This window comes from Curtobacterium guangdongense, from assembly GCF_049341845.1.
Lineage (GTDB): Bacteria > Actinomycetota > Actinomycetes > Actinomycetales > Microbacteriaceae > Curtobacterium > Curtobacterium guangdongense.
On sequence record NZ_JBMPIT010000007.1, the window covers coordinates 178,157 to 191,642 of the forward strand.

13 protein-coding genes are annotated in these 13,486 nt (G+C 71.8%); 6 read left to right on the plus strand and 7 right to left on the minus strand.

Annotated features, from left to right (window positions below):
* Positions 1-73: 73 nt before the first annotated feature.
* The 6 genes from ACO0E1_RS12970 to ACO0E1_RS12995 all read left to right on the plus strand — a co-directional run bounded on the left by ACO0E1_RS12970 (position 74) and on the right by ACO0E1_RS12995 (position 6,562).
* Positions 74-703 (plus strand): ABC transporter ATP-binding protein, encoded by a 630-nt coding sequence (locus tag ACO0E1_RS12970; RefSeq protein ID WP_422874711.1) that lies wholly within the window; start codon positions 74-76, stop codon positions 701-703.
* Positions 700-2,190: a hypothetical protein gene (locus ACO0E1_RS12975; RefSeq protein WP_422874562.1), complete on the plus strand. Its 1,491-nt coding sequence runs from the start codon at positions 700-702 to the stop codon at positions 2,188-2,190. The genes ACO0E1_RS12970 and ACO0E1_RS12975 overlap by 4 nt, the downstream gene beginning before the upstream one ends.
* Before the next feature lie 337 nt (positions 2,191-2,527).
* Positions 2,528-3,820 carry a sensor histidine kinase gene (locus tag ACO0E1_RS12980; RefSeq protein WP_422874563.1) on the plus strand — a complete coding sequence of 431 codons (1,293 nt, stop codon included), beginning with the start codon at positions 2,528-2,530 and terminating at the stop codon, positions 3,818-3,820.
* A complete protein-coding gene (locus tag ACO0E1_RS12985; RefSeq protein WP_422874564.1) occupies positions 3,802-4,473 on the plus strand; it encodes a response regulator in 672 nt (223 codons plus the stop codon). Before ACO0E1_RS12980 ends, ACO0E1_RS12985 begins: the two co-directional genes overlap by 19 nt.
* Positions 4,474-4,592: 119 nt before the next feature.
* Positions 4,593-5,474 carry an ABC transporter ATP-binding protein gene (locus ACO0E1_RS12990; RefSeq protein ID WP_422874565.1) on the plus strand — a complete coding sequence of 294 codons (882 nt, stop codon included), beginning with the start codon at positions 4,593-4,595 and terminating at the stop codon, positions 5,472-5,474.
* Positions 5,471-6,562 carry an ABC transporter permease gene (locus tag ACO0E1_RS12995; protein ID WP_422874566.1) on the plus strand — a complete coding sequence of 364 codons (1,092 nt, stop codon included), beginning with the start codon at positions 5,471-5,473 and terminating at the stop codon, positions 6,560-6,562. The genes ACO0E1_RS12990 and ACO0E1_RS12995 overlap by 4 nt, the downstream gene beginning before the upstream one ends.
* On the opposite strand, the gene ACO0E1_RS13000 is transcribed toward ACO0E1_RS12995, so the two are convergent.
* From ACO0E1_RS13000 to ACO0E1_RS13030, 7 genes are all read right to left on the minus strand, one after another.
* The gene (locus ACO0E1_RS13000) at positions 6,534-7,634 is read right to left on the minus strand and encodes a Gfo/Idh/MocA family protein (protein ID WP_422874567.1); all 1,101 of its coding nucleotides are present in this window, start codon (positions 7,632-7,634) and stop codon (positions 6,534-6,536) included. The two genes, ACO0E1_RS12995 and ACO0E1_RS13000, sit on opposite strands and share 29 nt — an antisense overlap.
* Positions 7,631-8,650: a Gfo/Idh/MocA family protein gene (locus ACO0E1_RS13005; RefSeq protein WP_422874568.1), complete on the minus strand. Its 1,020-nt coding sequence runs from the start codon at positions 8,648-8,650 to the stop codon at positions 7,631-7,633. The genes ACO0E1_RS13000 and ACO0E1_RS13005 overlap by 4 nt, the downstream gene beginning before the upstream one ends.
* Positions 8,651-8,731: 81 nt before the next feature.
* Positions 8,732-9,946: a glycosyltransferase family protein gene (locus ACO0E1_RS13010; RefSeq protein ID WP_422874569.1), complete on the minus strand. Its 1,215-nt coding sequence runs from the start codon at positions 9,944-9,946 to the stop codon at positions 8,732-8,734.
* Positions 9,943-10,743 (minus strand): HAD-IIB family hydrolase, encoded by an 801-nt coding sequence (locus ACO0E1_RS13015; protein ID WP_422874570.1) that lies wholly within the window; start codon positions 10,741-10,743, stop codon positions 9,943-9,945. The genes ACO0E1_RS13010 and ACO0E1_RS13015 overlap by 4 nt, the downstream gene beginning before the upstream one ends.
* A 72-nt stretch (positions 10,744-10,815) precedes the next feature.
* Positions 10,816-11,439 (minus strand): class I SAM-dependent methyltransferase, encoded by a 624-nt coding sequence (locus tag ACO0E1_RS13020; protein WP_422874571.1) that lies wholly within the window; start codon positions 11,437-11,439, stop codon positions 10,816-10,818.
* Positions 11,429-11,977, minus strand: coding sequence for a hypothetical protein (locus ACO0E1_RS13025; protein WP_422874572.1), 549 nt, complete (start codon positions 11,975-11,977; stop codon positions 11,429-11,431). Before ACO0E1_RS13025 ends, ACO0E1_RS13020 begins: the two co-directional genes overlap by 11 nt.
* A gap of 42 nt (positions 11,978-12,019) precedes the next feature.
* Entirely contained in the window at positions 12,020-13,465 is a 1,446-nt protein-coding gene (locus tag ACO0E1_RS13030) for an MATE family efflux transporter (protein WP_422874573.1), read from the minus strand.
* Positions 13,466-13,486 lie beyond the last annotated feature (21 nt).

The window sequence follows — 13,486 nt, forward strand, 5'->3', positions numbered from 1 at the left end:
CACGGTGGAGTGGATGGTAACCGAGGACTCCTGCTCGCGTCACGGTACGTCGACAGGGCAGGCTGGTCCCGTGATGATCTCCGTGGACGACCTCGTGGTCGCGGTCGATGACGTGACCCTGTTGCCCACGACGACCGTCCGGTGCGACGCGGGACAGGCCCTCATCGTGCGCGGGCACAACGGCGCCGGCAAGTCGACCCTGCTCCGCGTGCTCGCCGGGATGCGTTCGCCGACGACGGGGACCGCCACCATCGCCGGGGCGCGGATCTCCCGTCGCGATCCGGCCTTCCGGCGCCGGGTCGCCTCGATGATCGGGCTGCCACCGATGGCGAGCGACCTGACCGTCCAGGACCACGTCCGGCTCGTCGCCGCGACCTGGTTCGACGACCGCGACACCGCCGAGACGCTGGCCGCGGAGACACTCGGTGCGCTCGGACTGGACACCCTGGTGCGGCGGTTCCCGCACGAGCTGTCGACCGGACAGCAGCAGCTCGTCGGGCTGGCGCTCGTGCTCGCGCGACCGTTCGACGTGCTCCTGCTCGACGAGCCCGAACAACGACTCGACCAGGAACGCCTCGAGATGGTGAGCGACGTGCTCGGCCGTCGCCGAGACGCCGGTGCGTCGCTCGTCGTCGCGACGCACAGCGACCTCCTCACCGAGCAGCTCGCCGACCGCGTCGTCGACCTGGGTGCCCTCCGGTGAGCGCACGACTCGCTGCCGCCACCGGCGTGTGGCGCGACCGTCAGGTCCGGGACCTGGGGGACCGGGCCTACCTCGCGTACACGCTCGTGCTCGCCGCGCTCATCGTCGGCGCCCCGATCGGCCGGACCGTGTGGCTGCGGATCACCACGGAGACCAGCTCGTCCGCGCTGGCGTCGTCGGCCGCAGGGACGATCGCCGGGACCGTCGTGCTCGGCATCTGGGCGGCGGCGCTCCTGATCGGCAGGAGCCGTGGGCCGGCGGTCGCCCCGCCGTTCCTCGTCCACGCGCTGGCCGGCAGCGATCTCCGCCGACGGACGGTGTTCCGGTCGCGGGTCCTCGGAGCGGTGGGCGTCGCGGTCGTGGTCGGCGGCGGGATCGCGGTGTTCATCGGACTCGCGCTCGGCTCGCTCGGGTTGGTGTCCGCGCCCGCCGTGCTGGACTTCGCGCTGCGCGGTGCGCTCGTCGGCGTGGTCGCGGTGGTGTGCTGGCTCATCGGTGAGTCGTTCCCCCGCGTCGCCGGGGCGCTCGCCGTGGTCCTGCTCCTCCTCGCCGTGGCGGCGCAGGTCGTCTCCGCGGAACCGTTCGGTCGATGGGCATGGGTGAGCAGTGCCGGACCTGTCGTCGGCGCTGACGTGGTGCTGCTCGTCCTCGCGGCCGCCGGGCTCGTGGCGGTGCCGTGGCTGCTCGACCGGATCGACGACGCGACGCTCACGGCACAGGCGGCGAACTGGGACGTGGCGATCGCCCACGCGGTCAGCCTCGACTTCACCTCGGTCGCCGAGTCCTACCAGGCGCTCCCGACCGTCGGGCGGCGGATCGACGGGGTGCGCCGCAGCGCACGACTCGGGCTGGTCTTCGTCGTCCGCGACCTGGTCGGTGCGATCCGGACGCCGGCACGCCTCGCGGCCGGGGTCGTGGCGGTCGCCGGAGCCGGAGCGTTCCTGGTGCTCGCCGCAGTCGCACCCGCGGGCGGGTTCCTGCTCGGAGCCCTCGCCGCGGTCCTGCTGTACACCGGCGTCGGCGCGTTCAGTCGCGGGCTGCACCATGCCGCGCAGGTCACGACGGACCTCCCGATGTACGGCGTCGGCGACGGGCGGCTGCTCCTCCTCCACAGCATCGTGCCGACCGGAACGACGCTGCTCCTGACCGGCGGGGTAGCGATCGTGCTCGGTGCCGTCGTCGCGCCGGCATCGGTGCCCGTGCTCGTCTGGGGCGGCATCGCGCTGCCGATCGTCGTGGTCGCGGCACATCTCAGCAACGCCCTCCGCGGGCCCGCGCCGCTCTTCCTGATGACGCCGGCGCCCTCTGCGGTCGGCGACCCGATGCCGGTCATCCGGGTCCTCTGGGCGATGGACGCCCCGGTCCTGGCGGTGCTCGCCGGCGTGGCCGTGTCAGCAGGATCGGTGGGGATCGGCGGGTTCGTGGCCGTGGCCGCCGTGCTCGGGTTGTTCCTGCTGGTCCGGTGGTCGCGCCGCACGGAGCACTAGCGACACGGACACCGGCACGGGCACCGACTCGGAACGACGAAGTCGCTGTCGCGCGACAGCGCAGCTGTCGCACGTTGCGGACGCAACGACCGTGCGGTGGACGGTCACCGCGACGGACGGGAGGCACGGTGCCAGCCCGCACCGTGCCTCCCGTCCTGCTGCGCGACCGCCCAGAGCACCCACAACGCCCGCAATGGAAAGCCGAACCGCGCGTAGGAGGTCGGAAAAACCGACCTCCTACGCGCGATTCGACCTCCTACGCGCGATTCGACCCCCAAGCGCGCCGGACCGCCCGCGCCAACCCCCGAAGCGCACCCGGGCCGCTACCGTTGACGGCATGGACGCAACGGGGGCGACGACGCGCGAGTGGTCGCGGCTGCCCGTCGGTCGCGCGGAGTACCGGCAGGACACGATCCTCGCAGCGGCACTCGCCGTCGCGATGGGCATCTCGACGATCCTCTACGGCTCGACCGGCTTCTACGAGGAGCTCGCACCGTGGTGGCTGTCGGTCCTGCTCGTCGTGGCGAACGCCGGCCCCCTCGCGTTCCGTCGCCGCTTCCCGACGACCGTCGCGGTGGTCGTGGCGGCGACGTTCGCGGCGATGCAGATCCTGCACGTGCCCGAGCTGTTCTTCAACAACTTCACGCTCTTCATCGCGCTGTACACGGTGGGCGCGTGGTGCTCCGACCGCGTCCGCGCCGAGGTGGTGCGCTGGATCGTCATCGTCGGCATGTTCGCCTGGCTGTTCATCGCCCTGTCGTTCAGCTGGTCGGTGCCGAGCGCCCTGCCGAAGACGGGCGACGGACCGGTCTCGCCGATCATCGCGAACTCGCTGATGTCGATCATCATCAACCTCGTGTACTTCGGCGCCGCCTGGTACTCGGGCAACCGCGCATGGGCGTCGGCGGTGGCGAAGCACGAGCTCGCCGAACGCACTGCCGAGCTCGCAGTCGAGCGGGAGCGGACCGCGGCACAGGCCGTCACGCTCGAACGCGTCCGGATCGCGCGGGAACTGCACGACGTCGTCGCCCACCACGTCTCCCTCATGGGCGTCCAGGCGGGCGCTGCCCGACGGGTGCTCGACCGCGACCCGGACCAGGCGGCGACGTCGCTCGGCGTCGTCGAGGACAGCGCCCGGACCGCGGTGGAGGAACTCCGGAAGATGCTCGGCACCCTGCGCGAGACGGACCGCGACGACCGCGACACCGCACCGAGCACCGAGGGGATCGCCCGGCTCGGTGAACTCGCCGAGTCGGCCAAGACCGCTGGACACCCGACGCAGTACACCGTCGTCGGCGCCGAGCGTGCGGTACCGCCGACGGTCGCCAGCGTCGCCTTCCGCATCGCGCAAGAGGCCGTGACCAACGTCCTGAAGCACGCCGGACCGGACGCGCGCGCGGACCTGCGACTCCGGTACCTGCCGGACGCGGTGGAGATCGAGGTGACGGACACCGGGATCGGGAGTCGAGCCTCCAGTCCGGCATCCAGGGCCGAGGCGGACGGCACCGGGCGGGGCGGACTCGGCCACGTCGGGATGCGTGAGCGGGTCGCCGCCGTCGGCGGTCGCATCGAGATCGGGCCACGCGCCCGGGGAGGGTTCCTGGTGCGTGCATGGCTGCCGACGACGTGACCGTGCGGGTGGTGCTGGCCGACGACCAGGACCTGGTGCGCGCCGGGTTCCGGGTCATCCTCGAGTCGGAGCCGGGCATCACGGTCGTCGGTGAAGCGGCCGACGGAGCGACGGCGGTCGACGCCGTCACCACGCTCCGGCCGGACGTGGTCTGCCTCGACGTGCAGATGCCGGGTGTGGACGGGCTCGAGGCAGCCCGGCGCATCACGGCGCTCGACGATCCGCCCGCCGTCCTGATCCTGACCACCTTCGACAACGACGACACCCTGTTCGCCGCGTTGGATGCGGGAGCGAGCGGGTTCCTGCTGAAGAACGCCTCGCCGGAGAAGCTCATCGACGCGGTGCTGACGGTCGCGTCCGGGGACGCGCTGCTGGCGCCGGACGTCACCCGTCGGGTGATCAGCCGCGCGACGGGATCCGCGCCCGCGGGCGTTCCGGACGGTACCGTCCCCGGCCTCACCGAGCGCGAGACCGAGGTCCTGCGGCTGCTCGCGCAGGGCATGAGCAACGGTGAGATCGCGGCGCGGCTGTACGTGGGCGAGGCGACGGTGAAGACGCACGTGTCGAACGTGCTGCAGAAGCTGCAGCTCCGGGACCGCGTGCAGGCGGTGGTCTGGGCGTACGAGCACGGGGTGGCCCGGTCCGGCGAGTAGGTCTCGTCCTCCGTCTCGGGACGGAGGCTCGGAACCCGTCCGGCGTGGGAGGTGCGGTCCGCGGTTCCTCCGTAGCGTCGGTGGTGCGGTGGATCCACCACCGCACGAGAGGGGACACGATGCTCAGTGTCGAGGGAGTGACGAAGCACTTCGGAGACCGCCGGGTGCTCGACGACGTGGCGTTCACGGTCGGCCGGGGTCGGCTCACCGGGTTCGTCGGCGGCAACGGCGCCGGCAAGACCACCACCATGCGCATCATGCTCGGCGTGCTCGACGCCGACAGCGGAACGGTGTCGATCGACGGCCAGGCCATCGGTCCCGCCGACCGCCGACGCTTCGGCTACATGCCCGAGGAACGGGGCCTGTACCCGAAGATGCCCGTCGCCGAGCAGGTCACCTACCTGGCGCGGCTGCACGGGGTGGACCGTCGCGCGGCTGCCACCCGCACCGCCGAGCTGCTCGAGCGCCTCGAACTGACGCAGCACGCGGCCGACCCGGTCGAGAAGCTCTCGCTCGGCAACCAGCAGCGCGTGCAGGTCGCGGCGGCGCTCGCCCACCGGCCGGAGGTCCTCGTGCTCGACGAGCCGTTCTCCGGTCTCGACCCGATGGCCGTCGACACCGTGCTCGGCGTCCTGCGCGAGGCGGCGGCCGACGGGGTCCCGGTCCTGTTCTCCAGTCACCAGCTCGACGTGGTCGAGCGGCTCTGCGACGACGTCGTGGTCATCGCCGACGGTCGGGTCCGGGCTGCGGGCCCGCAGGAGGAACTCCGCCGTGCGGCGGGTCCGGCGGCGTGGGAGCTGCTGGTCGACGGGGACGTCGCCTGGCTCCGCGACGAGCCGGACGTGCACGTCCGTGAGTTCGACGGCGGCTACGCGGTCTTCGAGGCATCCGAGTCCGTGGCGCAGCGCGTCCTGCAGCGGGCGGTCACCACGGGGACGGTGGGGTCGTTCGGGCCCCGGGTCGCCCGGCTCAGCGAGGTCTTCCGGGAGGTCGTCCGATGAACTCGGGTCGTTCCGCCAGCACTGCCGCACAGGCGGTCCGCCTCGTCTCCATCCGCGAGATCCAGGCGCGGCTCCGCAGCAAGGCCTTCGTCATCTCGGCGCTGATCCTGCTCCTGATGGTCGTCGCGTCGATCGTGGTCGGCGGCATCGTCGGCAAGTCGAGCGGTGGCAGCACCACGCCCGTCGCCGTCGTGAACGGTGTCACCCTGCCGTCGACCGGCGGGCTCGACGTCACCCGGGTCGACGACCGTGCCGCGGCCGAGCGACTCGTCCGCAGCGGTGACGTGGATGCCGCGATCGTGCCGGAGTCCGGTCCGATCGGGTTCGGCGTCGTCGGCCTCGACAGCGCCCCGACCGACGTCGTCCAGGCGCTCAGCGTCTCGCCGAAGGTGGAGCTGCTCGACCCGAACGCGATGGCACCGGGGCTCATCTCCCTCGTCGGGATCGCGTTCGGCATCGTGTTCTTCGCCGCGGCGGTCACGTTCGGGCAGTCGATCGCGCAGAGCGTCGTCGAGGAGAAGGCGACCCGCGTGGTGGAGATCCTGATGGCGGCGATCCCGGCCAGAGCCCTGCTCGCGGGCAAGGTGATCGGGAACAGCGTGATGGCCCTCGGGCAGATCGTGGCGATCGCGATCGCCGCGGCGGTGACCCTCGCCGTGACCGGGCAGGACAACCTGTTCACGCTCCTCGGGCCGAGCATGCTCTGGTTCGTCGTGTTCTTCGCGTTCGGGTTCGTGCTCATCGCGGCGCTCTTCGCGGCGGCTGCGTCGCTCGTCTCCCGGCAGGAGGACGTCGGCAGCGTCACGACCCCGGTGATGATGCTCGTGATGATCCCGTACTTCCTGATCATCTTCGCCGCGGACAACCCCACCGTGCTCGGGATCATGTCCTACGTGCCGTTCAGCGCCCCGATCGGGATGCCGATGCGCATCTTCCTCGGGACCGCCGAGTGGTGGGAGCCGATCGTGTCGCTCCTCGTGGTCATCGCGTCCGCCGCGCTCGTCGTGGTGATCGGCGCCCGGGTCTACGAGAACGCCCTGCTCCGCACCGGCGGACGGGTCAAGCTGACGGAAGCACTGCAGCGCTGACGTCGCCCGGCCCGGCGGTGGCGGTCACCGAGTCGACCGCCACCGTCCGCTCGGTCCGCACGGACTCCTGCGCTGCCACCACGATCGACAGCGTCCGCAGCCCCACCCGCACGTCGGGCTGGGGCTGCACCCCTGTCCGGACGGCGTCGACGAAGGTCTGGAGCATCGCCTCGTCGAAGTCGGCGCCGTACCGGGCCTCGATCGGCAGTCCCGTCTCCGCGACGATCCCCCGCGCGGCCGGGCCGAAGAAGTCGAGCGACACGGTCCCGCCCGTCCCCGCAACGTCGAGCGTCAGCCCGCCCCACACCGCGGACGTGTCCGGCTTGCTCCACGAGCAGTCGATCGCGGCGATCACCCCGTTGTCGTAGGTGATCGTCACGAGCCCGGCGGTCTCGGCCCGGGCGAGCCCGGCGGTCTCGGCCCGCGCCCGCCCGGCGTGCAGCGTGCGGTTCGCCACGGCGGTCACGGTCTGCGGTGCCGCACCCATGAGCCCCTCGAGCATGTCGGCGATGTGCACGACGTGGTCGACGATCGCGCCGCCACCGGACAGCGCCGGGTCGGTGAACCAGTCGCGGGTGCGTGGCAGCATGCCGTTGTTCGTCCCGCGGATCGCGAACAGCTGCCCGAGCGCACCGGCGTCGTGCGCGGCCCGGAGCTTCGCGAACGCCGACGAGAACCGCACCGGGAACGCCACCATGAGCAGCACTCCGGCGCGCTCGACGGCGTCCCGGATGGCGAGGCCGTCCTCCCACGTCGTGGCGAGCGGCTTCTCGCACAGCACGTGCGCGCCGGCCGCGGCGGCGAGTTCGACGAGCTCCCGGTGCCGCGCGTTCTCGCTCGTGACGACGACGGCGTCCGGCTGCCACGCCAGCAACTCGTCGTGGGTGTCGGCGTAGGCGACCCCGAGCGCCTCGGCGAGGGCGCGTCCCCGCAGCTCGCCGACGGACGTCCCGGTGCTCACGCCGTCCGGATCCGATCCCCGCACCTCGACGCCGTCCATGGCCTGCAGGGCGCTGAGGTACCCGATCGCGTGCGTGTGCGCGAACGACATCACGCCGATCCTGATGGTCACGCGACACCTCCCAGCATCACGGGCTGCCCGGTCTCGATCGACTCGAGCGCGGCGTTCGCGATGCGGACCGCTGCTGCCCCGTCCGCCGCCGTGACCCGGGGCTCGGGCTTCCCCGGGTCGCTCACGGCTCCGAAGAACTCCGCGAGCTCCAGCCCGTACGGATCGTCGGCCGGATCGACCGCCGGCAGGAACCCGTCGACGGCCTCCGGCACCGCCAGGTCCGCGACGTAGTCGACCTCGTCGCGCGATCGGTGCGACAGGCTGCCGAGCGTGCCGGTCACCGAGTACTCGGTCGTGAACGGCAGGTGCTGCGGCCCCCAGATCCCCGCCACGTGGCTGATCGCCCCCGATGCGTGGGTCAGCAGGACGTGCGAAGCCTCGACCGGCTCGGCGTCGGTCCCGGCGCGCACACTCAGCGCCGACACGGTCGTCACCTCGCCGGCCACCCAGCGCGCGATGTCGAGGTCGTGGATCATCTGGTCCATCACGATCCCGCCGGACAGGGCGCGGTCCGCGAACCACGGGGTGCGGGTCGGGAAGGCGCCGGAGCGCACGAACCGCAGGACCGCCAGGTCGCCCAGGAGGCCCGTGGTCACGGCCTCCTGCAGGCGCACGTACGCAGGGAAGAAGCGCACCACGTGGGCCGGGAAGAGCCGCCGGCCCGCGTCCCGTGCGCACTGCACCAGATCCGACGCGTCCGCATCGGTCCGGGCGAGCGGCTTCTCCGAGACGACGTCCTTGCCCGCGGCGAGGGCCGCGCGGACAACCTCGGCGTGGGCGAACGTCGGGGTGACCACGTCCACCACGTCGACCGCGTCGAGCAGGGCGTCGAGTGAGTCCACGACCGTGACGGACGATCCAGCGGCGGCCGCCGCCGAAGCCCATGCGGCCGCGAACTCCGGCGCACCGTCCTTCGCGTACACGGTCACGGACCCGAGCCGCAGCAATCCGGGCATGTGGGCGTGCGCGATTCCACCGGCCCCGACGAGGCCGATCCGGAGCGGGGTCGCGGGCATCTCGAACTCCTTGACTGCTGGCCGGCTCGACGGTGACGCCGGTCCCCGTCACCCTATCCAGCCGCCGCTCAGACCCGCTGCTCAGTCCTGCTGGTCCGCCTCCACCGCGGCGCTCAGCCGGTCCAGGACGTCGGGGACCGCGGAACGCACGCGGCTCCAGCTCGGGATGAACGCCCGGTCGTTCGGGCGGGCGGTGAAGGCGCCGCCCGCGTCGAGGATCGCCTTGGTGAAGAGCTCGACCGCTGCCTCTTCTGCGTGCTGGTCGAACCCGAGCCCGTTCATCTCCGCCTCGTGCCGGTAGATCTCGACGATGTCGAGCGCGTTCCGGTAGTACGTCGCCTTGAGCACCCGGAAGGAGTCCGAGGTGAGCGGGACACCCATCGTCGCGAGCTTCCGGAACAGCGACTGCACGATGTCGTTCCCCATGCGTGCGAGCCCGCCGGTGCCGTCGGCCTCGGCGAGGGGCTGGTGCTTGTGGTCGTACGCGTCGGCGATCTCCACCTGACACACCTGGCGCGTGGCGTAGTCGCGGTAGACCTCGGACAGCATCCCGATCTCCAGACCCCAGTCGCCCGGGATCTTCAGCCCGTTCAGGACGTGCGCGCGCATCGCGAACTCGCCGGACAGCGGGTAGCGGAAGCTGCTGAGGTACTCGAGGTACTCGGACTCCCCGTAGACCTGGCGGAGCGACCGGAGCAGCGGACCGACGAGCAGGCGTCCGACCCTGCCGTTGATCCGACCGTCGGCGACGCGGGCGTAGTAGCCCTTCGAGAACTCGTAGTCGAACGCCGGGTTGGCCAGCGGGTAGAGCATCCGGGCGAGCATGCCCCGCTCGTAGGTGGTGATGTCGCTGTCGTGCAGGGCGATGCACTCGGCCCGCTCGGAGGCCAGCGCGTACCCGGTGCAGTACCAGACGTTGCGGCCCTTGCCGGGTTCACCGGGTGCCAGCCCAGCGGCGTCGAGGTCGGCGTCGAGCGCCTTGAGGCGGGGACCGTCGTTCCACAGGATCCGGTGGCGCTGCGGCAGCCGTGCGAAGAACGCGCGGGCGTGCTCGAACTGCGCGCGGTCGGCACGGTCGAGCCCGATCACGATCTCGCTGAGCCAGTCGGCCTCCGCGAGCTCGTCGACGATGCGGGTCAACGCCGGCCGCTCGAGCTCCGAGTACAGCGCCGGCAGGATCAGGCTCATCGGACGCTTCTCGGCGAACCCGCGCAGGTCGTCCTCGATGCTCGCGGTGCTGCGGCGGCTGAGGTCGTGGAACGTCGTGATGACGCCGTTCTGGTGGAAGTCGCTCATCGGTCGCTCCTCAGGAAGTGGGTCAGGCCCTCGGTCCAGCCGTGCGGGCCGGGGGCGGTCGTTCGGTACACGCGTTCGGGTCGGTCGTCGACGAGCGGTCCCGGCGCCGGGCCGTGGCCGCGGACGACGACGGCGAGGTCGACGGCATCGAGCAGGTCGGTGTCGTTCGGGCCGTCGCCGAGCCCGATCGTGCACGGCGTCCGGCCGGTCCGGCGCTCGTGGTCGGCGAGGAGCATCCGCACCGCAGCGCCCTTGCCGCACCCGGTCGGCAGCACGTGCCAGAACCGGCCGCCGCGCACCAGGTCGAGCCCGGCCGCGGCGAGCCCCGTGCGGAAGTCGTCGGCGCGGTCGTCGTCCTCGGCGTGCCAGAGGAGGACCTCGGACGCCGCACGCCGACGGGCTGCGGACGCGGCGTCGACATCGAGCCCGGTCCACGTCGCGACGATCTCGTCCGGGACGCTCGAGAACGTCTCGAAGTGCAGGTCGAGGCCGACGCGCAGATCGTCGAGCGCGTCCTGCAGCCGCCCGAGGCTGTCGTCCGACGGTCCGGCGAGGACGGTTCCGCCTCGGCCGACGACGACCGCGCCGTTCTCCGCGACGAACGCCTCGCCGGTCAGCCCGGTGCGCTCCTGCAGGGTCGTGATCTCGGCCGTCGTCTTGCTGCTGCAGAACACCACCGGGACGCCGTCGGACCGCAGACGATCGAGCACGGGGAGGGCCGGCTCGAACGAGTAGTCGTGGTGGTCGAGGAACGTGCCGTCGAGGTCGGTGACGACCATCAGGTCGGGTGCTGGCATCGATCTCCGCTCGCGGCTGGCTGGGCTGCGGGCGGCGATGCCCGGACCCACCATGCCATGCGCATGCGACGGTCAGGTTAACGACGGTGCGTCGTCCCGACGCCGCGCGACGATCGCGCCGTGCGGCCGTGGACCGTCCGCCGGCCCGGTGCGCGTGTGCGCCTCGAGCACGTCGAACCCGGCGGAGCGCAGTGCTGCCGACAGCGCTTCGGGAGACCAGCGGTACGCGGTGACGACCGCGTGGTCGAAGGCCTCCACCCGCGGTCCGACGAAGAACCCGACGAGCAGCCCGCCGCCGGGGCGGAGGACCCGCGCGAACTCCTGGAGCGGGCGGTGGATCACGGCCGGTTCGCGGTGGATGAGCGAGTACCAGGCGAGCACACCGGCGTGACTGCTCTCGGCGTCGGGGAGCGCGTCCGTGCTCGCGAGGTCGAAGGCCGCACTCGGGTGGGCCGCCCGGGCGTGCTCGATGAACGCGGGGACCTGGTCGATCCCGTGCACGTCGCAGCCGCGCTCGGCGAGGTGGGCGGTCCAGTGTCCCGGGCCGCACCCGGCGTCGATGATCGGGCCGTCGACGCCGCGCGCCCACGTCGTCACGAGGTGCTCGTCAGCGGGATGCACCGACGCCATCGACCCGAGCAGGCCGATGTACTCGGCCGCCCTGCCCGCGTACGACTCCTCCACGTCAGACGACATCGTGCACCGTCGAGTCGAAGTGCGCGACGACCGCCCGGGCGACTTCGACCGGGGTCGTGCCGTCCGTCGCGATCACGGCCTCGTCGAGGTCTGCCCGGGCCTGTCGATCCTGGAGCTCGGCGTACCGCTCGAGGTGCCAGGACAGTGCGTCGTCCTGATCAGCGTCGTACCGTCGGCGCAACCGGCTCTCGACGGTCGGGGGCTCCGCGACGAGTCGGACCGCCCGGACCGGCATGCCGACCGCGTCCTCGTACCGGTGGAGGTCGGTCCGGCTCGCGATCACACCGCTCAGGACCAGCTGCCGCGGACCGGCAGCGCGGTAGGCCGCCCACACGGCGGCGATGTTCTGCGCCTCGATCACGGTGTTGTCGGGGTCGTGGTCCGCCACCGGCCAGGAGCGGTGGAACCAGTCGACGTCCATCAGGGCGAACGGCCGTCCGGCCGCCGCGAGGACGTTCCCGACGTGGTCGAGCGTCGCGGTCTTCCCGACGCCGTACGAGCCGTTGAGGAAGATCGCGTACTCGCCGGTGCCAGCCATCTCACGACCCTACGTGCCTCCCGTCCGCCTCGGGGCACGTGGTCAGGCGGCCGCTGCTTCGAGGACGGCTTCCGCCCGCTCTGCGCTGCCCTCGGTGAGGCCGCGGTCGATCCGACCGCGCGATGCCAGCCAGATGACGACGCCGGCGAGGAAGACCAGGATCTCCGTGATCGTCAGCGCCCAGATGATGCCGGCGAGGCCGAACCACAGGTTGCCGAGCAGCACGATCGGGATGAACAGGATGCCCTGCGCCATCGACATCGCGATCGCCGGGGTGGCGAGGCCCGCGGCCTGGAACAGCGAGGTGAACAGGCCGGTGAAGCCGTTCACGATCGTCGCGACGAGCTGGGCGACCAGGATAGTCAGGCCGATCGCCAGGACGGAGTGGTCGGAGGAGAAGATCGTGAAGACCTGCTCGCGGAAGACGAACACCGTGCCGGAGAAGATCAGGACGATCGCGCCGACGGTGAGTGCCGACGCCTTGAGCGCGGAGTGCAGGCGGGCCTTGTCGCCCTTGCCGTAGGCGTACGCGAGGAGCGGCAGGACACCGATCGTGACGCCCATCACCAGGAACTCCGGCACCTGGGCGATGCGGACCGCGACGCCCATCGCGGCGAGCGGGTCGTCGCCGTACTGCGCGGCGAGGTTGTTGAGGACGAGGGTCGTGACGATGAGGAACCCGGCCTGCAGCAGCTCGCTGACACCGATGCCGAACACCGGCCCCAGGACGGCGGGGCGGAGCGTGAACCAGCGGAGCGACAGGGAGACGTTCTCGCTGTGCTTGCCGAGCCACCTCACCCAGTAGACGATGCTGACGGCGTTGGCGAGACCGACCGCGAGTGCGGCACCGGCGACGCCCCAGTGCAGGACCAGGATGAACAGCACGTCGAAGACGAGGTTCCCGATCGTCGACAGGATGAGGCCGATCATGGCCTGGCGTGCCGCACCCTCTGCCCGGACCATCTGCTCGAGGCAGAACGCGGCGGCGAGCACGGGGACGAACGCGAGCATGACGGCGACGTAGGCGCTCGTGGCGGGCACGGCTGCCGCGTCGGCGCCGAGCACGCCCACGAGGGGCTGCAGGAGGAGCAGTCCGATGCCACCGAGGACGATGCCCGTGATGACCGAGCCCCACACGGCGAAGGACGCCACGTGCTTGATCTCGGCGGCCTTCGCGGGGTCGTGCTCGGACGCGCCGAGCAGGCGGGACATCAGCGAGCTGCCGCCGACGCCGAACACGCCGCCGATCGCCATGATCAGGCCGAGGAGCGGGGTGCCGAAGGTGATCGCGGCGAGGAGCGAGGTGTCGTGCTGCGAGCCGATGAAGCCCGCGTTGATGACGTTGTAGAGGGCGCTGACGACCATCGCGGCGGCCATCGGCACGCAGAGGTGCACGAGGGCCCTGGCGATGGGGGCGGCGGAGAGGTACCAGCGGTTCTTTTCCGCTGCGGTCCGTTCCGCGGCGGCGGGTGCGGTTTCGGTGCTCATGGTGTGCTCCTTCCCTCCCGG

Excerpts from the sequence above, each read along its gene's own strand:
- ACO0E1_RS12970 (WP_422874711.1), top strand. The coding sequence starts at position 74 with ATGATCTCCGTGGACGACCTCGTGGTCGCGGTCGATGACGTGACCCTG.
- ACO0E1_RS12980 (WP_422874563.1), top strand. The coding sequence starts at position 2,528 with ATGGACGCAACGGGGGCGACGACGCGCGAGTGGTCGCGGCTGCCCGTC.
- ACO0E1_RS12985 (WP_422874564.1), top strand. The coding sequence starts at position 3,802 with ATGGCTGCCGACGACGTGACCGTGCGGGTGGTGCTGGCCGACGACCAG.
- ACO0E1_RS12990 (WP_422874565.1), top strand. The coding sequence starts at position 4,593 with ATGCTCAGTGTCGAGGGAGTGACGAAGCACTTCGGAGACCGCCGGGTG.
- ACO0E1_RS12995 (WP_422874566.1), top strand. The coding sequence starts at position 5,471 with ATGAACTCGGGTCGTTCCGCCAGCACTGCCGCACAGGCGGTCCGCCTC.
- ACO0E1_RS13005 (WP_422874568.1), bottom strand. The coding sequence starts at position 8,650 with ATGCCCGCGACCCCGCTCCGGATCGGCCTCGTCGGGGCCGGTGGAATC.
- ACO0E1_RS13010 (WP_422874569.1), bottom strand. The coding sequence starts at position 9,946 with ATGAGCGACTTCCACCAGAACGGCGTCATCACGACGTTCCACGACCTC.
- ACO0E1_RS13015 (WP_422874570.1), bottom strand. The coding sequence starts at position 10,743 with ATGCCAGCACCCGACCTGATGGTCGTCACCGACCTCGACGGCACGTTC.
- ACO0E1_RS13020 (WP_422874571.1), bottom strand. The coding sequence starts at position 11,439 with ATGTCGTCTGACGTGGAGGAGTCGTACGCGGGCAGGGCGGCCGAGTAC.
- ACO0E1_RS13025 (WP_422874572.1), bottom strand. The coding sequence starts at position 11,977 with ATGGCTGGCACCGGCGAGTACGCGATCTTCCTCAACGGCTCGTACGGC.
- ACO0E1_RS13030 (WP_422874573.1), bottom strand. The coding sequence starts at position 13,465 with ATGAGCACCGAAACCGCACCCGCCGCCGCGGAACGGACCGCAGCGGAA.